Raw genomic sequence first — 20,592 nt, 5'->3', positions numbered from 1 at the left:
AGTTAGTTGAACTTTTTTAATAAATACTTGTTATACGGACATCGTCGATTCCAGTTATTGGGAAATATAGTGATAAGTAATAGGCACTTATTAATATGAGTCCCATAACTATAATTAATAGAATATCTTTATACGAGAAAGGTGCATGATAATAATATGTTCGAGGCCCATCTTTGAAGCCTTTTTTTTCCATTGCTACTGAAAGCTGATGTGCCTTCCTGATGTTTTGACTTAATAACGGAATGATGAGGTGCTTGACTCTTTTTATACCTCGATAATTTTGGGCACTTATTAATTGATAACGTATTTTTAATGATTTTCTTAATTGTAAAAAAGACATAAACATTAATGGCACCATGCGTATTGCCGCCATAAAGGCATATGCTACTTTGGGTTTTACTTTTAAATGTTGCATTAAACTATAAAATACAAGAACGATTTGTGAAGTAAAAGCAATTAAGATTCCAAAAAATGAAACCGTTGTTGTACGCATTGCTAAATGTAAGCCACGATACAAACTTTCAGTTGTTATTTGGATAAACCCAAATTTGAATAGTAAGTGCGTCCCATCACCATAAAAAATCATGAATAATGCGGACACTAAACTGAAAATTATTGTAAAAGTGATAAATACTAAGGTGATTTTAAATTGCAAGCCATTGAATATTAATAATAGGGCAAGCATTAAGCACGTAATATAAAACATATAATCGAATTGATGAACAAATATGACAAAGAAGAATAATATAACAGCAATCCCTAATTTAGTAATGATATTTACATCATCGATAAAGGAATGGTGTTTTTTCCACATATCAAACATACGTATCACCTGTCTTTTCTATTAAATGGTGATGTTCGAGATGTAGTCTTCGAGTTGGGTAACGTGCAATAATTTCTGGGTCATGTGTAACCATGATAATGGTTTGTCCTTGTTTAATTCTCTGTTGAAACAGCTTAATTAGGTTAAATGTATTGTGACTATCAAGTCCAAATGTAGGTTCATCAAGTAAAATTAAATCAGAAGAAGCACTTAAAGCAATGGCAACACTTAAGCGTCGCTTTTGTCCCATAGATAATTCATAAGGGTGTTGCATTTGTACTGATGTTAAGTTAAGCGTTTTTAATAATGATTCAGTTTGCTGTTTAGCTTCATCCGTTGAATTAAATTTGTTTTTGTTTTGTATATGAATTTCGTCGTATACAGAATTTGTTATAAATTGTAATTCGGGATTTTGATACACAAGATACATAGATTTTGCTGCAGATTTAATTTTAGTGTAAATATGATGATTGATGTACATCTGACCTTCATATTTAATTAATTGCATCATTGATTCGAGCAGTGAAGTTTTACCTGAACCATTGGACCCGGTAATGGATATCCATTCTCCCGCATTGACATTTAACTTAGGAATGTTAATGAGTTGCTGCTTTCCACGTTTAATAACTGCATCTTGAATTTGGAAATTAAAATGAGATGAATCAGAATCTGAAAAATTTAGTGCTTTTGGTGCAGAATGCCAAGCTTTTGGATGCCAAACACCATATTTAGTTAATAGCGCTTCATAATCATTTAAAATTTGAGAAGGTGGGGCATCTGCAATGATGGCACCATCATAATTCATTAAAACGACACGATCGACATGTTGCCATATATGTTCGACTTTGTGTTCTACTATAAGTACAGTTTGGTCTCGCCACAATGATTGAATTTTTTGCCATAAATCAGCAGTTGACTCTACATCTAACATCGCGGTAGGTTCATCTAAAAATAGTGTCGTTGCTTGTTGTAAAATTGTCTCAGCAATCGCAAGTTTTTGTTTCATACCGCCACTTAATTCATTAATATATTGATTTTTGTCCACGTTTAATCCAACTGTCATTAGTGCTTTCTCAATACGATGATCCATTTCTTCCCGAGGAACTTGTTGATTTTCTAGTACAAATGCAAGTTCTTCATAAACTTTAGGCATACAAAATTGAGTATCTGGATCTTGGAATATGACACCACTTGAAGGATCGACTTCTAATGCATCATATTTTAACGGCAAATCTATCAAGTTTGGCACAATGCCACTAAGTACGTTTAATAAAGTACTTTTACCTGAGCCAGAAGGACCTAATAATAATACTTTTTCTTTATCTTTTATTTGAATAGACAAATTGTCGAATATTTTTTTTTGACCATTTGGATATTTCAAGCGTAAATTTTTAGTAGCTATCAACATTATTACTCCTTATAGATTGTCATAATCATTCTGGGTTGCTGGTCTGAATAATTTTGTTACACCAGTTTGGTCAAGTGCTTTAACAATATAATAAGATAAGAGACCGGCAACGATAATACCGCTAATTAATCTAAATATGATGTATAAAGCAAGATTCCAACCCGCGACTTCTCCTAGATAACCATAGGCAAAATCTAAAGGTAGTGTTGCAACTGAAGCTAAAAATCCTGCTAGCATCGCAACCATTGCTGAACGTGATTTATATCGAAAAATAGCAAATATAATTTCGCAAGCTAAACCTTGTAATAATGCATAGACCATCGTTGCAATATCAAAACGACCCATTACAATTGTTTCACCAGCACCTGCAGCAAATTCTGCAAGCAGAGCAATACCGGCTTTTGGAATTATGAGATAAGCTACGACTGCTGCCATAAACCAGGCACCATAAGTGAGTTCTTCAAAATGAAGTCCAGTTACCTGTACAGCTTTATAGACAAAATTCCAAACATTATAAATAATGGCGAAAACAACTGCGATAAGCACAGTTACAAGTATTTCGGATAGTTTTAAACCTTTTGACATCATTGTTCCTCCTAATATAAAAAACGCACAACCTTCTAGAAAGTTGCGCGTTTTTATATAGGCATACGGATACCAAAGTTACACAGTGATATCGCAATACACTTTCCTACGCTAGTTTAATCTAGATCAGGTTCAAAGGGTTTGAGGGTATACCTCATCTCAGTCACAAAACACCCCTAGTGCGAATGATTTATTTAAATTTAATTATAATGTATGACTTTTCGTCGTTTATGTCAAGGTTATGCTAGAAATTGTTGGTTAATAGAGTGATTATTTTAAGGACAAACGTTGTTAATTAAGTTTATTACACGCAATCAAATTATAAAACCATTAAAAAATAGGAGTGGACACAAACCTCATTTTGATAAGATTTGATGTCGCACTCCCATATCGGATTTACATTTATATTGAATTACTATTAATACCAAGTATCTATACTAGTCTAAAGTATCTTGAATATTTTGTTTAGTTTCTTTAGTGTTATCTTTTGCAGATTCTTTTTCTTCTTTTAATTTATCCTCTGCTTTTTTAGCTTTTTCAGCTGCTTCTTTATTTAATTCTTCTTTACTCATAATTAAAGCACTCCTTCATAGTTAAGATTATCTATATTTAGTATGTACCACAATTGAATAAAATATAAACACTTCAATATAATTACAATAGTTTGATATGAGATTAATGTTAATTAATGGATAATCTAAATAATGCATCGATAATGTACTTAATAAGTTAAATTTATAAAATTGTTTAAACATGAATTGTAAGTGGAAATTTGACTATAAGTCATTTTATATCATACTATGGACTTATTTATTAGATAATTAAAGACAAGAACTAAATGTTCATATATAATAACTTTTGAGGTGAATGGTATGTCTTTTTTGAAGAAACACGCTGAGATATTATATAGTTATGTTATAGGCATCGTTTCGCTTTTCACAGGTCTTATCATTTTAATTAATTTACCATTAATTAATAAATTAAATGGTAAAGGTAAAATTGATTTGCACATTCATAATGTATGGGATTTTATAAATGCATTTTTTGGTGAAATAATTAGAGTAATGAGTAATTACATAGGTAATTTCCCGATAATTAGTGCCATCATTATTGCTTTATTTGGTATTGGTGTCATTATGATTGGCTTTACTTTATATAGAACGACAAGATATGACTATGATATTTCAGTATTCTTTTTAGTTATTGGTATTCTTTTTTTCATCATAACACTGATATTGATGACTCAAGTTTATAGCTTTTTTGCTATTATTTTCGTAATACCATTTGCAATTCATATTGGTTATATCGTTTATAAGGACGAGTTAAATACAGAACATAGAAAATATCATTATTTATGGATTATTTTCAGTTATGGGATAAGTTACTTAATAACGCAAATTGTTTTATACGGAAGAATTGAAAGCGATGAAATCATTCCTATTGATATTTTGAGTGTTAACACATTCTTTATTATCATGTGGTTACTTGGACAAATGTCTATTTGGAACTTCTTATTTTTAAGAAGATCACTTCCTTTAACAAAACAAGAACTTGGGGAAGAAGAACCAGAATTATCAAGAACTAACAAAGGATCAGTAACAAATCAAACGAAAGAAACATGGAAGACACTACAAGATAAAACAACAGAATTTACACGTAAAACGCGCAGAAGTGTTGATATTCAAAAAGCTAGAGATAAAAAAGATAAATTTATTGCTAAATGGAAAGAAATTATCGATATTCAAGAGGATGATATTCCAAATTGGATGAAAAAACCTAAATGGATTAAACCTGCATATGTAGAGTTGTTCTGTGGAGCAATCTTATTATTCTTTACTTTAATTGAATTTAACAATAGGAATTCACTTTTTGTTTCAGGTAATTGGGAAATTTCCCAAACACAATATGTGATAGAATGGATTACGCTATTCTTTTTAATGATTATTATCATTATTTATATATTGACAACATTAACGAATTTCTTAAAAGATAGGTTCTATTATCTGCAAATGTTTATGGTCAGTTTATTATTCTTTAAATTACTGACTGAGTTTATGAACATTATGGTTCACGGATTATTATTATCCATCTTTATCACACCAATTTTAATCATTATGCTATTGGCTATATTTGTAGCATTTGTTATGAAGTTACGTGAACCAACTAAATATTAATTACTTTAATAGAAACAAGGAAGAAGTCTGGGACATGGCATTGTCTCAGGCTTTTTTTATTTGAAAGTAAAGGTGAAACATAACTTCTAAATAGAATTTCTTTCACATTTTATGTGGATTAGTCGCACTTATTCATGAGCATCGGCTGATGTCATTCACTATATTTGATAAGGTGAGGCGACCCAATCTTTATTGAAAAATTAAATTTCTATAAAAATACTTATGAAGTTTCAGATATAATATTTTGGTGAATTGTAGATAATTGATGTTACGATGTTAATGAGATGATAAAATGAATAAGTAAATAATAAATATAAATAAAAGTAGAAAGGCTGACATAAATTTATGAAAATTGCCACGTTAAATAGAGGAAAAGAAACGAAATATTTAAATGAATACCCATTAGTAGATGAAGAAGATATTTATGCACACGATCATTTAAAAGAGGGAGACCTATTTTATTTAATGAACGATAGAGATCAATATATAGCTACTGCTTATGTTGGTAGACAGCATAAAGGCGTTGGCTGGGTATTGAGCTATGACAAAGATGAAGTCATTAACACACAATTTTTTGAAACATTATTTAAAAATGCCAAAGTTGAACGTGAATATTTCTATAATATTGATGGGACGAATGCTTTTCGTGTTTTTAATGGTGAAGGCGATGGTATAGGTGGTTTAACCATAGATAACTATGATGGTCATTTCTTAATCCAATGGTATTCAAAAGGCATTTATAAATTCCGTTATAATGTGTTATCAGCGTTAGAAAATGTATTCGAATATACGTCTATATTTGAAAAAATGAGATTTAAAGACGCAGAAATTCAAGGTGGATTTGTTGATGGTGAAGCACCTGAGTTTCCAATTATTATTGAAGAAAATTTCAAATTCTATAATGTAGATTTAAATGATGGACCTATGACAGGCATATTTTTAGATCAAAAAGAAGTACGAAAAAAATTAAAAGATCATTATGCTGAAGATAAAGAAATATTAAATGTATTTAGTTATACGGGTGCATTTTCTGTTATAGCTGCCGAAAACGCAACAATGACAACAAGCGTAGATTTAGCAAACCGATCACGTGCACTTACAGAAGAAAATTTTGGCTTGAATGGTATTGATCCTAAGTCACAATATATTTATGTAATGGACACTTTTGATTATTTTAATTATGCGCGTCGTCATGACTTGTTTTACGATACGATTGTTATTGATCCACCAAGTTTTGCTAGAAACAAGAAAAAAACTTTTTCGGTATTAAAAGATTACGATAAATTAATTAAAGGTGCACTTGAAATATTAGGGCCTGACGGTACATTACTGTTATGCACAAATAATAGTACGTTTTCTTTGAAATCATTCAAAAATGTAATCAATCAAACATTAACAGAAGAAGAAGTAGATTATGAAATTGTAGATGTAATGGGCTTGCCAAAAGATTTCAAAACACATCCACACTATAAACCTTCTAAATATTTAAAAGCTGTTTTTGTAAAAATAAAGTAAAATTATGAAAAAAGGGTATTCTTTTTAATACGAAGTAATTTACTAAGGAGTGAATAAAATGGGTTTTAAAAATAAAATCACAAATAATGTTACACAAAAAGTTGGTAATAAAGTATTAAAAATTGAAGATATCAAACAAAAAAGTAATATACCTACCACAAATATAGAAATTGAAGAACGACGTAAACGTGCACAGGCACTAGTTAGAAAAAAATCTGTTTTATCATCAAGTATCAGTATTGTGCCAATACCTGGTTTAGATTTTGGTGTCGATATTAAATTGATGAGAGATATTATTGAAGATGTTAATAAAATTTATGGCTTAGATCATAAACAAGTGAATAACATGGGCGACGATATGAAAGAGCGTGTCTTAGCTGCCGCGGCGATTCAGGGTAGTCAATTTATCGGTAAAAAAATATCGAATGCGATATTAAAAGTTGTCGTTAGAGATGTTGCAAAACGTGTAGCTGCGAAACAAACGAAATGGTTCCCGGTTGTGGGGCAGGCTATTTCAGCATCAATTAGTTATTACTTTATGAAAAAAATTGGAGATGAACATATTCAAAAATGTGAAAAAGTTGTGAAAGAACTTGTTTAAAACTATAGCGTTTTCACAAATTAGCTAAAATTCTCTGAATATTGTCATGTCGTGGGTGCAACGAATTGAATTTATAATAATAATTTGGTAATGTTATTATATAAAACTATGCTAGGTTTTATAATAAACTAACGATTCTAACTATACGAAGGAGAAATCATTTTATGGAACAAAAATCATATGTAATTATCGACGAAACAGGTATTCACGCTCGTCCAGCGACAATGCTTGTTCAAACTGCCTCAAAATTTGATTCTGATATTCAATTAGAATATAACGGTAAAAAAGTTAACTTGAAATCAATCATGGGTGTTATGAGTTTAGGTGTAGGTAAAGATGCTGAAATTACAATCTACGCTGATGGTAGCGATGAAAAAGATGCAATTGAAGCAATCACTGACATTTTATCTAAAGAAGGATTAACTAAATAATTATGTCTAATTATATAAATGGTATAGCTGCATCTGACGGTGTAGCTATAGCTAAAGCATACTTATTAGTTGAACCAGATTTATCATTTGATAGCGAAAAAGTGTTAGATGTAGATGCTGAGATTGCAAAGTTCAATAATGCTATTCAAACATCCAAAGTTGAATTAACTAAAATTAGAAATAATGCTGAACAAAATTTAGGTGCTGATAAAGCAGCAATTTTTGATGCGCATTTACTTGTTTTAGATGATCCTGAATTAATTCAACCAATCGAAGAAAAAATTAAGAATGAACAAGTTAACGCACCAACTGCATTATCTGATGTAACTGGACAATTCATTACTATTTTTGAATCAATGGATAATGAATATATGAAAGAACGTGCTGCCGATATCCGCGATGTTTCAAAACGTGTGTTAGCACATATTTTAGGTGTAGAATTACCAAATCCTAGTATGATTGATGAAAGCGTTGTTATAATCGGTAACGATTTAACACCTTCAGATACTGCTCAATTAAATAAAGAATTTGTACAAGGATTTGTAACTAATATAGGTGGTAGAACTTCACATTCAGCAATTATGAGTCGCTCATTAGAAATTGCTGCAGTTGTAGGTACTAAATCTATTACTCAAGAAGTTAAACAAGGTGACATGATTATTGTTGACGGTTTAACAGGTGAAGTCATCATTGATCCTACTGAAGATGAAGTCATTGCTTATCAAAACAAGCGTGAACGTTTCTTTGAAGACAAGCAAGAATTACAAAAATTACGCGATGAAGAGACAACTACAATTGATGGTAGACACGCTGAACTTGCTGCCAATATCGGTACACCGAATGATTTAAAAGGTGTAATTGAAAATGGTGCAGAGGGCATTGGATTATACCGTACTGAATTTTTATATATGGGTAGAGACGAAATGCCAACTGAAGATGAGCAGTTCGAAGCTTATAAAAAAGTATTAGAAACGATGGAAGATAAACGCGTTGTTGTACGTACTTTAGATATTGGTGGAGATAAAGAACTACCTTATCTGAATTTACCTGAAGAAATGAATCCTTTCTTAGGTTACCGCGCTATCCGTTTATGCTTAGATCAACCTGATATTTTCAGACCGCAGTTGCGTGCATTATTACGTGCATCTGCTTTTGGTAAATTGAATATCATGTTCCCTATGGTAGCTACAATCCAAGAGTTCCGTGATGCTAAAGCATTGTTACTTGAAGAAAAAGATAACTTAACAAATGAAGGCATTGAAGTTTCTGATGATATCGAACTTGGTATTATGGTAGAAATTCCTTCTACTGCTGCTTTAGCAGATGTATTTGCTAAAGAAGTTGATTTCTTCAGTATAGGAACGAATGATTTAATTCAATATACAATGGCTGCTGATAGAATGTCAGAACGTGTTTCTTACTTGTATCAACCATATAATCCTTCAATATTACGTTTAGTAAAACAAGTAATAGAAGCTTCTCATAAAGAAGGTAAATGGACTGGTATGTGTGGAGAAATGGCTGGCGATGAAATTGCAATTCCATTGTTATTAGGCTTAGGATTAGATGAGTTCTCAATGAGTGCTACCTCAGTACTTAAAGCACGTCGTCAAATCAAAGGTTTAAGTCAAAATGAAATGGAAGAATTAGCTCAAAGAGCAATTGATTGTGCTACTTCTGAAGAAGTTCAAGATTTAGTAAATCAATACGCTAAATAAAATGAGTACTTATTAAAAAATAAAGATATGTCTTGGATATAAACATCTGAGATTAACTAAAAACGCCGATTTCTATTGTAATTAAATAGAAATTGGCGTTTTTTATGTTTGGAAAGTGAATTTAAAGGCTGGAGGGTTTGCATAGAGTGTTTAATATTAATAAATTTTATTTAGAAATGGCTAAAGAAACACGAATGATTAATTTTTAATTTTGTAAAAAGTTACAAAATACGTTACTTTATAATTAGCACTTAATTAACTTTACAACATAATTAAATTGTTAACTTTGAGAATGCATCGCTTATTTAATATTTAATGTGCTATTTATTTTATCCATGTCAATTTGGTGCATTGGTTCACCATTTAATAAAATAAAAGGTGTTGCAAATGCATCATAATCAATCATTTCATTTCTATATTGTGTATTACTGATATTTTTTTCACGATATGCGACATCATTGTCAGCTAAGTAGTTTTTGATGAAAGTACAAGGTGGACAATCATTTTGTGTGTATATGATAATCTCGTTCATAATCGGTTTATCCTTTCTTTATTCAATTTACTATAATATAAGAGACTTTAAAATATATTTCAAGTCTTTTAAATTGTATGAAATTAGACATTAATTTGTCACTTTATTTTGAGAGAAATAAATTTAAAAAATATGTACACCGGTTTATAATGGAAAGACGTTGTGATTTTTGTCACAAATAAATAAAAAAGGTGATATTATGGATTCAGTTGAATTAGCACGGTTTTTAACTGCGATGACACTCGCAGTGCATATAATTTTTGCAACAATTGGTGTGGGGATGCCAGTCATGTTCGCTATTGCCGAATTTATTGGTATTAAGAAAAATAATCCACTATACACAACATTAGCCAAAAGATGGTCCAAAGGTTATACGATAACAGTAGCTGTAGGTGTCGTGACAGGTACAATTATAGGTCTACAGTTGTCATTACTATGGCCAACATTTATGCAAATGGGTGGACATGTTATAGCATTACCATTATTTATGGAAACATTTGCTTTCTTCTTTGAAGCGATATTCTTGAGTATATATCTATATACATGGGATCGTTTTAAAGGAAAATGGACGCACTTTTTAATTAGTATACCAGTTATCCTTGGTGGATCATTCTCGGCGTTCTTTATTACTGCCGTTAACTCATTTATGAATACACCTGCTGGATTTGAAATGAAAAATGGCAAAATGGTTAATGTAGAACCATTAGCAGCAATGTTTAATGATTCGTTTTTAATTAGATCATTCCATGTGGTTGCAACTGCACTTATGACAATGGCGTTTGTATTAGCGGCTATCGCTGCTTTCAAATTACTCAAAAATAAATTTAAAAAAGATATAGAATATCATAAAAAAGCACTAAAACTAACTATGATCTTAGGTGTTGTTTTTACATTAGGATCTATGTTAGCAGGTGACTTATCTGCTAAGTTCTTACATCAAGAGCAACCAGAGAAATTAGCAGCTTATGAATGGCACTTTGATACGGAATCACATGCAGATTTAGTTTTATTTGGTTCCTTAGATGAAAAAACGCAAGAAGTAAATGGCGCAATTAAAATTCCTGGTCTCCTTAGCTTTTTAGCTGATAATAATACTAATACAGAAGTTAAAGGTCTGGATGAATTTCCAAAAGATTTACAACCACCAATGATTGTACATTATTACTTTGATCTCATGGTTTCGATGGGGGTATTTTGTTTAGTCGTTTCCGGTGCATATGTACTTACACTTATATTTAAAAAACTGCGGAAATTTACACATTCAAAACCTATGTTATATGGTGCACTATTGACTGGTCCAGCGGCTATGCTAGCAATCGAGTTTGGTTGGTTCTTAACAGAGCAAGGTCGTCAGCCATGGATTGTTCGTGGTTATCTTAAAGTAGCAGATGCTGCGACACAAGCAGGAGGATTAACCCTAGTTACAATTCTATTCGGCTTGTTATACCTTGTGTTAATGGTTACCTCTGCTTATGTATTAATTCGTATGTTTAAAGAGAAACCAGCTTATAAAGAAGTTGAAGCACTAGCTTCAGAAAGAGGTGATGCATAATGATATTCGCATATATTGGCATTTCCGTACTTTGGATTTTCTTATTCTGTTACATCATTATTGCATCCATAGATTTTGGTGCAGGTTTCTTTACATTACATGCCAAAATTACAAAGCAGGATAAGAAAATAAATCATTTAATAGCACGTTATTTAAACCCAGTTTGGGAAGTGACAAATGTTTTCTTTGTATTCTTCTTTGTTGGTATGGTAGGTTTTTTCCCTGACACTGCAATGTATTTTGGAACAGTGTTACTATTGCCAGCCTCTATCGCTTTAATATTACTGTCTATTAGAGGTGCATTTTATGCCTTTGAAAATTATGGCCCAGATAGTAAATTAGTTTGGTTAGCAATGTATGGTATCGCTGGTTTATTAATACCAGCATCACTTGCTACGACATTAACGATTTCAGAAGGTGGATATATCACTGGAACAGAAAATAATTTGGATTTAAATTGGACAGAGTTATTATTAAGTCCATACTCTTGGTCAGTCGTATTCTTAGCGATTATCTCAGTTCTGTATATATCTTCAGGGTTCTTAACATATTATGCTTCGAAAGCAAAAGATAAACCAGCGTATAACTTATTAAGATATTGGTTCTTAATTTGGGGCCCACCAATGATAGCAATTTCATTATTTGTATTTTTATCATTGCGTTTACAAAATGAAGCACACTTCATCAATGCAGTATCTAATTATTGGTGGATATTCTTGTTAAGCTTTATTTGTTTTATTGGTGCAATGGTCTTAACATTAATGAAAAAAGGACATGGTTACGCATTTATATTAGTCATTTTACAAATGGGATTTGCATTTTTCGGATATGGTGCAAGTAAATTACCATATTTACTTTATCCGTTCATTCGTATAAATGAACACGTAGTAAATAGTAGTATGGCAATTGCGTTAATCATTGCCTTTATTTTAGGTTTACTTTTACTGATTCCATCGTTAATATTAATATTAAGATTATTTGTTTTCGACAAAAAATATGTGGAAGGCAAAAAATAGAAGATTTTCAAATGTGGTTATGATTGTTCTAAATAATACTTATGTGGTGTTGTTTAGAATGGTCATGCCACGATTTTTAAATTGGAGGACACACATGGATAAAGAGTATGTTGTAATTGGTTTAGGCCGATTTGGCGGTAGTATTGTAAGAGAATTAAATGCGCTTGATATGGATGTAATGGCAATTGATATGAATGAAGCACGTGTGAATGAATATAGTGATATTGCAACACATGCTGTAGTTGCTGACACTACAGACGAGGCAGTTATGAAGAGTCTGGGCATGAGAAATTTTGATCATGTGATCGTTGCAATTGGTGAAAATATTCAATCGAGTACCTTAACAACATTAATCTTAAAAGAATTAGGTGTGAAAAAAGTTACAGCCAAGGCTCAAAATGATTATCACGCTAAAATTTTAAATAAAATTGGTGCTGACACGGTAGTACACCCAGAAAGAGATATGGGGAGAAGAATCGCACATAATGTAGCGAGTGCCAGTGTTCTTGATTATTTAGAACTTGCAGATGAGCATTCTATAGTAGAAATTAAAGCGAGTGAAAAAATGGCTGGTCAAACTATAATTCAATTAGATATTCGTGCGCAATTTGGAATAAGTATCATAGCGATTAAAAGAGGTAGAGACATTTTAGTATCTCCAGATCCTAATATTAGTATTGAAATAGGAGATATTTTAATCATGATTGGACACGATAATGATTTAAATCGTTTTGAGAAAAAAGTAGTAAGATAACTTATTTAAAAATGAGGCAGTAATATTAATATTTTTGATTAAAAATAAACGTCAATTTCTATTGAGATAGTATAGAAATTGACGTTTTTTTGCATTTATGAAAGGTGGTAAATTAGCGAGATACTATCTTATTTTGTTAATCACAATTTGTTGTTAAAGTTATTGTTACTATTGTACTTTTTTACATTAGTAATTAAAACATATAACCCAATGGTTAACATCAGTATTGGAAGAACTATTATTAAATATATAGATAATGCACCAAATAAATTAGTAATCATCGCTAGTATCAGAATGATGAGCATAATTAAGATGACTAAATTCAGACTCAAAGTTTTCGACATGATAATCCTCCTATATACATAAAGTGATTCATATACTCAATTTTATATAATTATGATTATTAAAGGTAGTAGAGAAGAAATAACAACTGATAAATTACATATGGTATGACAATAGATGTTAAAATGGCCCAAATAATTAATACGATAAGTATATAACTTATCTTTGTAAATCAAATACTTCTCTTTAAATTAATGTCACATCACAGCTAATATATCATAGCATAAATGCTGTTCGTATATTATAAGTTGTATTAATGCTTGTTTTTACAGTTGTGTTGAATAATAAAATGAGTAAATATAAAGCAGCCTAATCCTTAATGAGGATTAGGCCGCTTACTGTGACAATGAAGATTTAAGTCCATTCCCGTACTTTTTTAAGATTCTGAATTTTGGTTTTGATTCGATTGATTTGGTTTTTCAACGGATTGATTGGCTTTATTTGAGCCATTTTTATTACTTGATTTTTCTACATTTTGTTGATTTTTTGATGGTGATTTTGTGTTGTTTTTCTTCGGTTTCGTATTTTTGTTACTTGGTTTTTTAGTGGATGTTTGATTATTATCTTCATTCACTTTCATGATAACTGGTAATATCATTGGTTTACGTGCAGTTTTTTCAAATAAATAGGGTTGTAATGTTTCGATAATTGAAGATTTGATTTGGTGCCATTGAATATCTTGATTCTGATTCAACTTACCAATTACATCCGTTTTGATTCTACGTTGTGCATCATAAATCAATTGACCAGATTCACGCATATATACGAAACCTCGTGAAATAATATCTGGTCCTGAAAGAAGTTTATTCGTTTTAAAGTCAATGCTTACTACTACTATGACTAAACCTTCTTCAGATAAAAGCTTTCTATCACGAATAACGACGTTACCAATATCACCAATACCACTACCATCAACTAAAACATTGCCAGAAGGAATTCTGCCGGCTTTTCTAGCTGAATCATGTGTTAATGCTAAAACATCACCAATATCAAAGATAAAGACATTGTCAGGATCAACACCACATTCGATACCTGATTGACCGTGTGCTTTTAGCATACGATACTCACCATGAATTGGTAAGAAAAATTTAGGACGTAGTAGGCGAAGCATTAATTGTTGATCGCCTTTAGAACCATGACCAGAAGTATGAATGTTAGATACTTTATTATGAATAACCTCGGCACCTGCACGGTAAAGGGAATTAATCGTACGATTAATACTCTTTGTATTTCCTGGAATAGGTGAAGAGCTAAATACGACTGTATCTTCTGGAATAATTTTGATTTGTTTATGTGTACCATTGGCAATTCTTGATAAAGCTGCCATTGGCTCACCTTGTGAACCAGTACATAAAATTAATAATTCATGTTTTGGAACAGTGTTTATTTTGTTAGGTTCCACAAATGTTTCTGGTGGTGCTTTGATGTAACCTAATTCCATACCAATTTTAATATTGTTTTCCATTGAACGACCGAATGTAACGATTTTACGATTATGTTTAATTGCAGCTTCAACAGCTTGTTGAACTCTGTAAATGTTTGAAGCAAATGTCGCGAAAATAATACGTCCACTGCAATTGCGGAAGATTTTTTCAACATTTTGTCCAACTTCACGTTCACTTAAAGTGAAATCTGGAACGAGTGAATTTGTTGAATCTGAAAGTAAACAAAGTACGCCTTCTTCACCAAGCTTTGCCATTTTTGCAATGTTTGCTGGTTCTCCAACTGGTGTGAAGTCAAATTTGAAATCTCCAGTATGCACAATATTACCTTCTGGTGTATTTACGATAACACCATAGGCTTCTGGAATACTGTGTGTTGTTAGATAGAAAGATACTTCAAAATGCTTCGATTTAATAACGCTACTTTCATCAATTTCAATTAATTCTGTAGTTCTTAATAAATGATGTTCTTCTAATTTGTTTCTAATCAAACCTAAAGCTAATGGACCGCCATATATAGGTACATTAATTTGCTTTAATAGGTAGGGCACACCACCTATATGGTCTTCATGTCCGTGAGTAATAAACAGACCTACAATTTTATCTTGGTTTTGTTCTAGGTATGTGATATCAGGAATAACATAATCGATACCTAATAAATTATCGTCAGGAAATTTAATACCTGCATCAATAATAACGATTTCATCCTGATACTCAACAGCGTAGGTATTTTTACCGATTTCACCTAAACCACCAAGTGCGTATACCGCAACTTCATTTTTGTGGATTTGTTTCATTATTCAGCTTGCTCCACGTTGAAGTGATCAGATTGTTTTTCATATTCTAAATGTGCGCCCTCTAATTTAGTAATAAATTCAATATTAAAATTACGATCCTTCAAATATCTTCTAACTTGTTCTTCAGTTTGTGCTTCAACATAAATAGTTTGTGTGTGTTCACGTACGATTACTTCTTCTTTATTATGTTGATAAAATACTTTAAATACTGCCATTTTATATATTTCCTCCTAAAAATCATGTGTTGATTTTATAATTATTTTTATTGTAATACCCTAGCACTTTGTATATATGAAAAAGATGAGACTACTTTTATAAAACGAGCTCTGTTTTTCATAAAAAGTGTTATTACTACCATCTATAATTAGAACATACTAGTATTGTCTGGTAAGTTTTTAGGGTGATCTTCAGTTCGTTCGAATAGAAAAACACAAATACTTTAATTTGTATGTTTTCAGTTATTTCTCATTTTACATGATGTAGTGGAATAAATAAAGCAGTTTTATCACAAGAGAAAACTATTTAATAGTACAAGTTACTTCTTATTTAAATTACATATTAAAAATTACTGAAATTAAATACAGAAAATTTTGAAAAAACAACATAAAAACTTGAGTAGTATATAAAAATTAATTAAGATAAAGAAGTATCTTAAAGGGAAAGTTAAGTACAATATATTAAGTATGATACATAAGTAAATATTTGAGGTGGACCATTTGAACAATGTAAAGAGAATAGTAGAAGATGTAAAAAAAGAAAAAGTGCGTACGGATAAAATATTTAAGGATATCACTTTTGAAGTACGTGCTGAGCAAGTTATCATGTTTTTTAATTATAATGAAATTATTGATACAGTGAATGAGGATCAAAATTATGTTAAACATAACCACGATCCAGAGTTTATTGATATTCAGCAATTAACTGAATTAAAGGCTGAGTTTAAAGAGCTAGATATTCCATTTCATGAGCGAAGAGATGATTTCATGTAATTCATAGATATAACAATGAAAGAATATGATATTGTTGATAATTTATTTGTAAAATGTTTGATAACCAAGTTAAATACGATGTTAAGTATACATTGCCAAAGTTAAAAAGTTTAAAAATAAAAAGAGCTAATCCGACTGCGGATTAGCTCTTTTAGTTTGAGCATGGTTATTTATGAACCAAACTCTTGTTTATAATATGTTTTAATCAAATAGATTAAACTTCTACAGCATCATTATGTGGCTGAAGTGGATTATTTGGATCTATATGATCATAGAACATGATGCCGTTGATATGGTCAATTTCATGTTGAACCACAACAGCAGGGTAACCTTTCAAGCGCAATTTAACTTCTTTTCCATCGATATCTGTAGCTTTAACAGTAATTCTATTTTTACGATGAACTAATCCTGGAATGTTTTCATCTACGCTTAGGCAACCTTCACCTGTAGGAAGATACGCTTCTTGAATACTGTGGCTCATGATTTTTGGATTAACTAACATCAAATCATATGACTTGCCATTTCCGTCATCAGGGAGATAAACGGCAATCATTTTTTTTGAAATATTAATTTGTGGCGCGGCAAGACCCACGCCTGAGCGCAAACCATATTTAGTAGCAATTTCATCATCTTGACTATTAATTAAAAATTCACGCATAGCCAATAACGTATTACGATCTTCTTCAGAAAGCGGTAAAGTAACATCTTTTGCTTTTTCACGAAGAGTAGGATGTCCATCACGGATAATATCTTTCATAGTTAACATTTGTTCATACACCTTCCTTAATATAAAATATACCAAAGTTTCATAGATAAAATACAGTAGTTAGATTTGATTTGTTATAAAATATTATATAACATTACAAGCACATAAAGGAGGATTTTTCAAAATGAAATTAAAATATGGCATCGGTGCAGTCATTGCTTCTACAGTATTAGTTGCAGGTTGTACAACAGATAAAGGTGAAATCAAAGATTACAACGAACAAGTTCAAAAAGCTTTTGATGAAGAAAAGCCTGTATCATCTGTAGGGAAGAAATTAAATAGTTTAGAACAAGACAAACAAAAATTAGTGAAAAAAATCAACGGTAAAGACCAACAAGAAGTACAAGAAACTTCTAAAAAAGTTGTAGATAATGTAGAACAAAGAGAAAAAGAATTCGGAAAAGAAGAAAAAGCCATAAATAATTCTGAAGAAAAATTCAAAATAGCGGAAAAACATTTAGATAATATTAGCGACAAAGCGAAGAAAAAAGAAGTTAAACAACTAAATGATGCACTTAAAGAAAAATATAAGGCACATGATGAATATGCAAAAGCCTATAAGAATATCATGAATAAAGAAAAAGATATGTTTGAATATACTGCTGGCGATCAAGTAGAACAATCTCAAATTGATAAAAAATCTGAGGCAGTATCAAAATCATATAAAGATATGAATAAAGCCTTCAAAAAGTATTCAGATACAATGAATAAAGTGAATAAAGAAAAAGAAGATGTAGATAGCCTAGCTTAATTCAAAAAAGCGAGTCATTTGAAATTATAATATGGAAGATATAGTATAAGTATTGGTTGCGCTTACATTCAAATGGAAATGCTCAACGATAGACATACAATGACTGGTAATACAGTTGTAATAATTTCATTAGTACAGTTGCGGAACTGTACCTGTTTTAACTACTACAGAACTTTTTCAAATTGTTTAACAGCGAAACAGTTTTGTGGTACAATGTTTAAGAATAAAATAAATTTCTATTATACGGGAAAGGTTTGGTGAATTGAATGGCTCCGAAATTAAAAGCCCAATTCGATGCAGAGAAAGTATTGAATGATACTCAATCTCAATTTGAAATGATTCAAATTTTGGATGAAGATGGTAACGTCGTTAACGAAGATTTATTACCAGATTTGTCAGACGAGCAGTTAGTTGAATTAATGGAGAGAATGGTTTGGACACGTATCCTTGATCAACGTTCTATTTCATTAAATAGACAAGGTAGATTAGGTTTCTACGCTCCAACAGCAGGACAAGAAGCTTCACAATTAGCTTCTCAATACGCTTTAGAACAAGAAGATTTTATTTTACCAGGTTACCGTGATGTACCACAATTAATCTGGCAAGGATTACCTTTAACTGAAGCTTTCTTATTCTCAAGAGGTCACTTTAAAGGTAACAGAATGCCTGAAGGCGTTAATGCGTTAAGCCCACAAATTATTATTGGCGCACAGTATGTACAAACTGCTGGTGTAGCATTAGGTATTAAAAAACGTGGTAAGCAAGCTGTAGCAATTACTTATACTGGTGATGGTGGTTCTTCACAAGGTGATTTCTACGAAGGTATTAACTTTGCTTCTGCTTATAAAGCACCTGCAATTTTTGTAATCCAAAATAACAACTATGCTATCTCTACACCTCGTAGTAAACAAACAGCGGCAACTACTTTAGCTCAAAAAGCAATTGCTTGTGGTATCCCAGGTTTACAAGTTGATGGTATGGATGCATTAGCTGTATACCAAGCGACAAAAGAAGCGCGTGACCGTGCTGTTAATGGTGATGGTCCAACATTAATTGAAACAATTACTTACCGTTATGGTCCTCATACTATGGCTGGTGACGATCCAACTAAATACAGAACTTCAGATGAAGATTCTGAATGGGAGAAAAAGGATCCATTAGTTCGTTATAGAAAATTCCTTGAAGCTAAAGGTCTATGGACTGAAGAAAAAGAAAACGAAGTAATCGAACGTGCGAAAACTGATATTAAAGCTGCTATCAAAGAAGCAGATAATACAGAAAAACAAACTGTTATTGACTTGATGGAAAATATGTACGAAGAAATGCCTCAAAATTTAGCAGAGCAATATGAAATTTATAAAGAGAAGGAGTCGAAGTAACCGATGGCACAAATGACAATGGTACAAGCGATTAACAACGCGCTTAAAACCGAATTACAAAACGATGAAAATGTTTTACTTTTCGGTGAAGACGTCGGTGTTAACGGTGGTGTTTTCCGTGTAACTGAAGGTTTACAAAAAGAATTCGGTGAAGATCGTGTATTCGATACACCTTTAGCGGAATCTGGTATTGGTGGTTTAGCTTTAGGTTTAACTACTCAAGGATACCGTCCAGTTATGGAAATACAATTCTTAGGATTCGTATTTGAAGTATTCGACTCTGTAGCAGGACAATTAGCGCGTACGCGTTTCCGTTCTGGTAACTCTAAACAAGCACCAGTAACAATTCGTGCTCCATTTGGTGGCGGTGTACATACACCTGAATTACACGCTGATAACTTAGAAGGTATCTTAGCGCAATCACCTGGTCTAAGTGTTGTAATTCCTTCTAATCCTTACGATGCTAAAGGTTTATTAATTTCTGCAATCAGAAGTAACGACCCAGTTGTTTACTTAGAGCATATGAAATTATATCGTTCATTCCGTGACGAAGTACCTGAAGAAGAGTATACAATCGAAATTGGTAAAGCGAACGTTAAACAAGAAGGTAATGATATTACACTAATTGCTTATGGTGCGATGGTACAAGAATCATTAAAAGCAGCAGAAGAATTAGAAAAAGAAGGTTATTCAGTAGAAGTCATTGACTTACGTACTGTACAACCAATCGACATTGAAACACTTGTTGCTTCAGTTGAAAAAACTGGACGTGCTGTAGTAGTTCAAGAAGCGCAACGTCAAGCTGGTGTTGGTGCAGCAGTTGCTTCTGAATTAGCAGAACGTGCAATTCTTTCATTAGATGCTCCAATCGCTCGTGTTGCAGCAGCAGACACGGTTTATCCGTTTACGCAAGCTGAAAATGTTTGGTTACCAAACAAAAACGATATTGTTGAAAAAGCAAAAGCAACATTAGAATTTTAATAATCACTGATAAGAAGTAGCGTATACGATAAGGCG

The 20,592-nt window shown here is 31.8% G+C and carries 21 protein-coding genes and 1 riboswitch; of the genes, 12 read left to right on the top strand and 9 right to left on the bottom strand.

Features of this window, described 5'->3' with window-relative positions:
* Window positions 1–16: 16 nt before the first annotated feature.
* From ACP7BT_RS04100 to graF, 4 genes are all read right to left on the bottom strand, one after another.
* The gene (locus ACP7BT_RS04100; protein WP_115347454.1) at window positions 17–823 is read right to left on the bottom strand and encodes an energy-coupling factor transporter transmembrane component T family protein; all 807 of its coding nucleotides are present in this window, start codon (window positions 821–823) and stop codon (window positions 17–19) included.
* On the bottom strand, window positions 816–2,228 hold the full coding sequence (locus ACP7BT_RS04095) for an ABC transporter ATP-binding protein (RefSeq protein ID WP_181876287.1): 1,413 nt from the start codon (window positions 2,226–2,228) through the stop codon (window positions 816–818). Before ACP7BT_RS04095 ends, ACP7BT_RS04100 begins: the two co-directional genes overlap by 8 nt.
* A gap of 12 nt (window positions 2,229–2,240) precedes the next feature.
* Window positions 2,241–2,816 carry an ECF transporter S component gene (locus ACP7BT_RS04090; protein WP_194375920.1) on the bottom strand — a complete coding sequence of 192 codons (576 nt, stop codon included), beginning with the start codon at window positions 2,814–2,816 and terminating at the stop codon, window positions 2,241–2,243.
* Between the two features lie 86 nt (window positions 2,817–2,902).
* Window positions 2,903–3,004, bottom strand: a riboswitch (TPP riboswitch).
* A 249-nt stretch (window positions 3,005–3,253) separates the two neighbouring features.
* Complete coding sequence (gene graF / locus ACP7BT_RS04085) at window positions 3,254–3,388, bottom strand: glycopeptide resistance-associated protein GraF (protein ID WP_426303737.1); 135 nt, start codon at window positions 3,386–3,388, stop codon at window positions 3,254–3,256.
* Window positions 3,389–3,688: 300 nt separating this feature from the next.
* On the opposite strand from graF, the gene auxA reads away from it, so the two are divergent.
* The 5 genes from auxA to ptsP all read left to right on the top strand — a co-directional run bounded on the left by auxA (window position 3,689) and on the right by ptsP (window position 9,255).
* On the top strand, window positions 3,689–4,990 hold the full coding sequence (gene auxA, locus ACP7BT_RS04080) for a lipoteichoic acid stability factor AuxA (RefSeq protein WP_002483691.1): 1,302 nt from the start codon (window positions 3,689–3,691) through the stop codon (window positions 4,988–4,990).
* 345 nt (window positions 4,991–5,335) lie between these two features.
* A complete protein-coding gene (locus ACP7BT_RS04075) occupies window positions 5,336–6,505 on the top strand; it encodes a class I SAM-dependent rRNA methyltransferase (RefSeq protein ID WP_426303736.1) in 1,170 nt (389 codons plus the stop codon).
* Window positions 6,506–6,563: 58 nt separating this feature from the next.
* Window positions 6,564–7,106, top strand: a complete 543-nt coding sequence (locus ACP7BT_RS04070) for a hypothetical protein (RefSeq protein WP_002483689.1) — start codon at window positions 6,564–6,566, stop codon at window positions 7,104–7,106.
* Between the two features lie 164 nt (window positions 7,107–7,270).
* Window positions 7,271–7,537, top strand: coding sequence for a phosphocarrier protein HPr (locus ACP7BT_RS04065; protein ID WP_002483688.1), 267 nt, complete (start codon window positions 7,271–7,273; stop codon window positions 7,535–7,537).
* Between the two features lie 2 nt (window positions 7,538–7,539).
* Window positions 7,540–9,255: a phosphoenolpyruvate--protein phosphotransferase gene (gene ptsP / locus ACP7BT_RS04060; RefSeq protein WP_002483687.1), complete on the top strand. Its 1,716-nt coding sequence runs from the start codon at window positions 7,540–7,542 to the stop codon at window positions 9,253–9,255.
* 301 nt (window positions 9,256–9,556) lie between these two features.
* On the opposite strand, the gene ACP7BT_RS04055 is transcribed toward ptsP, so the two are convergent.
* On the bottom strand, window positions 9,557–9,787 hold the full coding sequence (locus ACP7BT_RS04055; RefSeq protein WP_002483686.1) for a glutaredoxin family protein: 231 nt from the start codon (window positions 9,785–9,787) through the stop codon (window positions 9,557–9,559).
* 199 nt (window positions 9,788–9,986) lie between these two features.
* On the opposite strand from ACP7BT_RS04055, the gene ACP7BT_RS04050 reads away from it, so the two are divergent.
* The 3 genes from ACP7BT_RS04050 (at window position 9,987) to ACP7BT_RS04040 (ending at window position 13,109) form a co-directional block, all read left to right on the top strand.
* Entirely contained in the window at window positions 9,987–11,339 is a 1,353-nt protein-coding gene (locus tag ACP7BT_RS04050) for a cytochrome ubiquinol oxidase subunit I (RefSeq protein ID WP_041079058.1), read from the top strand.
* Window positions 11,339–12,355, top strand: a complete 1,017-nt coding sequence (locus tag ACP7BT_RS04045) for a cytochrome d ubiquinol oxidase subunit II (RefSeq protein ID WP_002483684.1) — start codon at window positions 11,339–11,341, stop codon at window positions 12,353–12,355. The genes ACP7BT_RS04050 and ACP7BT_RS04045 overlap by 1 nt, the downstream gene beginning before the upstream one ends.
* A 94-nt stretch (window positions 12,356–12,449) precedes the next feature.
* Window positions 12,450–13,109, top strand: coding sequence for a potassium channel family protein (locus tag ACP7BT_RS04040; RefSeq protein WP_002483683.1), 660 nt, complete (start codon window positions 12,450–12,452; stop codon window positions 13,107–13,109).
* Window positions 13,110–13,249: 140 nt separating this feature from the next.
* On the opposite strand, the gene ACP7BT_RS04035 is transcribed toward ACP7BT_RS04040, so the two are convergent.
* The 3 genes from ACP7BT_RS04035 to ACP7BT_RS04025 form a co-directional block, all read right to left on the bottom strand.
* Window positions 13,250–13,453: a hypothetical protein gene (locus ACP7BT_RS04035; protein WP_069821866.1), complete on the bottom strand. Its 204-nt coding sequence runs from the start codon at window positions 13,451–13,453 to the stop codon at window positions 13,250–13,252.
* 374 nt (window positions 13,454–13,827) lie between these two features.
* Window positions 13,828–15,690 (bottom strand): ribonuclease J1, encoded by a 1,863-nt coding sequence (gene rnjA, locus ACP7BT_RS04030; protein ID WP_041079060.1) that lies wholly within the window; start codon window positions 15,688–15,690, stop codon window positions 13,828–13,830.
* Entirely contained in the window at window positions 15,690–15,905 is a 216-nt protein-coding gene (locus ACP7BT_RS04025; protein WP_002483681.1) for a DNA-dependent RNA polymerase subunit epsilon, read from the bottom strand. The genes rnjA and ACP7BT_RS04025 overlap by 1 nt, the downstream gene beginning before the upstream one ends.
* Window positions 15,906–16,406: 501 nt before the next feature.
* Here ACP7BT_RS04025 and ACP7BT_RS04020 point away from each other — a divergent pair.
* The gene (locus ACP7BT_RS04020; RefSeq protein WP_011303418.1) at window positions 16,407–16,679 is read left to right on the top strand and encodes a hypothetical protein; all 273 of its coding nucleotides are present in this window, start codon (window positions 16,407–16,409) and stop codon (window positions 16,677–16,679) included.
* A gap of 214 nt (window positions 16,680–16,893) precedes the next feature.
* Here the strand turns inward: ACP7BT_RS04020 and def are convergent, their stop codons facing one another.
* Window positions 16,894–17,445: a peptide deformylase gene (gene def, locus ACP7BT_RS04015; RefSeq protein ID WP_011303417.1), complete on the bottom strand. Its 552-nt coding sequence runs from the start codon at window positions 17,443–17,445 to the stop codon at window positions 16,894–16,896.
* Between the two features lie 124 nt (window positions 17,446–17,569).
* On the opposite strand from def, the gene ACP7BT_RS04010 reads away from it, so the two are divergent.
* The 3 genes from ACP7BT_RS04010 to ACP7BT_RS04000 all read left to right on the top strand — a co-directional run bounded on the left by ACP7BT_RS04010 (window position 17,570) and on the right by ACP7BT_RS04000 (window position 20,556).
* Window positions 17,570–18,196, top strand: coding sequence for a YkyA family protein (locus tag ACP7BT_RS04010; RefSeq protein ID WP_041079062.1), 627 nt, complete (start codon window positions 17,570–17,572; stop codon window positions 18,194–18,196).
* A gap of 266 nt (window positions 18,197–18,462) precedes the next feature.
* Entirely contained in the window at window positions 18,463–19,575 is a 1,113-nt protein-coding gene (gene pdhA, locus ACP7BT_RS04005; protein WP_002483677.1) for a pyruvate dehydrogenase (acetyl-transferring) E1 component subunit alpha, read from the top strand.
* 3 nt (window positions 19,576–19,578) lie between these two features.
* The gene (locus tag ACP7BT_RS04000) at window positions 19,579–20,556 is read left to right on the top strand and encodes an alpha-ketoacid dehydrogenase subunit beta (RefSeq protein WP_002483676.1); all 978 of its coding nucleotides are present in this window, start codon (window positions 19,579–19,581) and stop codon (window positions 20,554–20,556) included.
* Window positions 20,557–20,592 lie beyond the last annotated feature (36 nt).

This window comes from Staphylococcus sp. Y174-1, assembly GCF_049897865.1.
Lineage (GTDB): Bacteria > Bacillota > Bacilli > Staphylococcales > Staphylococcaceae > Staphylococcus > Staphylococcus saprophyticus.
Note: the sequence above shows the minus strand (reverse complement) of the source record. Positions and strands in the feature narration are given on the sequence as shown.

What these genes read in the sequence shown, in the direction of transcription:
- ACP7BT_RS04100 (WP_115347454.1), bottom strand. Translation starts at nt 823, where the DNA reads ATGTTTGATATGTGGAAAAAACACCATTCCTTTATCGATGATGTAAAT.
- ACP7BT_RS04090 (WP_194375920.1), bottom strand. Translation starts at nt 2,816, where the DNA reads ATGTCAAAAGGTTTAAAACTATCCGAAATACTTGTAACTGTGCTTATC.
- graF (WP_426303737.1), bottom strand. Translation starts at nt 3,388, where the DNA reads ATGAGTAAAGAAGAATTAAATAAAGAAGCAGCTGAAAAAGCTAAAAAA.
- auxA (WP_002483691.1), top strand. Translation starts at nt 3,689, where the DNA reads ATGTCTTTTTTGAAGAAACACGCTGAGATATTATATAGTTATGTTATA.
- ACP7BT_RS04075 (WP_426303736.1), top strand. Translation starts at nt 5,336, where the DNA reads ATGAAAATTGCCACGTTAAATAGAGGAAAAGAAACGAAATATTTAAAT.
- ACP7BT_RS04070 (WP_002483689.1), top strand. Translation starts at nt 6,564, where the DNA reads ATGGGTTTTAAAAATAAAATCACAAATAATGTTACACAAAAAGTTGGT.
- ACP7BT_RS04065 (WP_002483688.1), top strand. Translation starts at nt 7,271, where the DNA reads ATGGAACAAAAATCATATGTAATTATCGACGAAACAGGTATTCACGCT.
- ptsP (WP_002483687.1), top strand. Translation starts at nt 7,540, where the DNA reads ATGTCTAATTATATAAATGGTATAGCTGCATCTGACGGTGTAGCTATA.
- ACP7BT_RS04055 (WP_002483686.1), bottom strand. Translation starts at nt 9,787, where the DNA reads ATGAACGAGATTATCATATACACACAAAATGATTGTCCACCTTGTACT.
- ACP7BT_RS04050 (WP_041079058.1), top strand. Translation starts at nt 9,987, where the DNA reads ATGGATTCAGTTGAATTAGCACGGTTTTTAACTGCGATGACACTCGCA.
- ACP7BT_RS04045 (WP_002483684.1), top strand. Translation starts at nt 11,339, where the DNA reads ATGATATTCGCATATATTGGCATTTCCGTACTTTGGATTTTCTTATTC.
- ACP7BT_RS04040 (WP_002483683.1), top strand. Translation starts at nt 12,450, where the DNA reads ATGGATAAAGAGTATGTTGTAATTGGTTTAGGCCGATTTGGCGGTAGT.
- ACP7BT_RS04035 (WP_069821866.1), bottom strand. Translation starts at nt 13,453, where the DNA reads ATGTCGAAAACTTTGAGTCTGAATTTAGTCATCTTAATTATGCTCATC.
- rnjA (WP_041079060.1), bottom strand. Translation starts at nt 15,690, where the DNA reads ATGAAACAAATCCACAAAAATGAAGTTGCGGTATACGCACTTGGTGGT.
- ACP7BT_RS04025 (WP_002483681.1), bottom strand. Translation starts at nt 15,905, where the DNA reads ATGGCAGTATTTAAAGTATTTTATCAACATAATAAAGAAGAAGTAATC.
- def (WP_011303417.1), bottom strand. Translation starts at nt 17,445, where the DNA reads ATGTTAACTATGAAAGATATTATCCGTGATGGACATCCTACTCTTCGT.
- ACP7BT_RS04010 (WP_041079062.1), top strand. Translation starts at nt 17,570, where the DNA reads ATGAAATTAAAATATGGCATCGGTGCAGTCATTGCTTCTACAGTATTA.
- pdhA (WP_002483677.1), top strand. Translation starts at nt 18,463, where the DNA reads ATGGCTCCGAAATTAAAAGCCCAATTCGATGCAGAGAAAGTATTGAAT.
- ACP7BT_RS04000 (WP_002483676.1), top strand. Translation starts at nt 19,579, where the DNA reads ATGGCACAAATGACAATGGTACAAGCGATTAACAACGCGCTTAAAACC.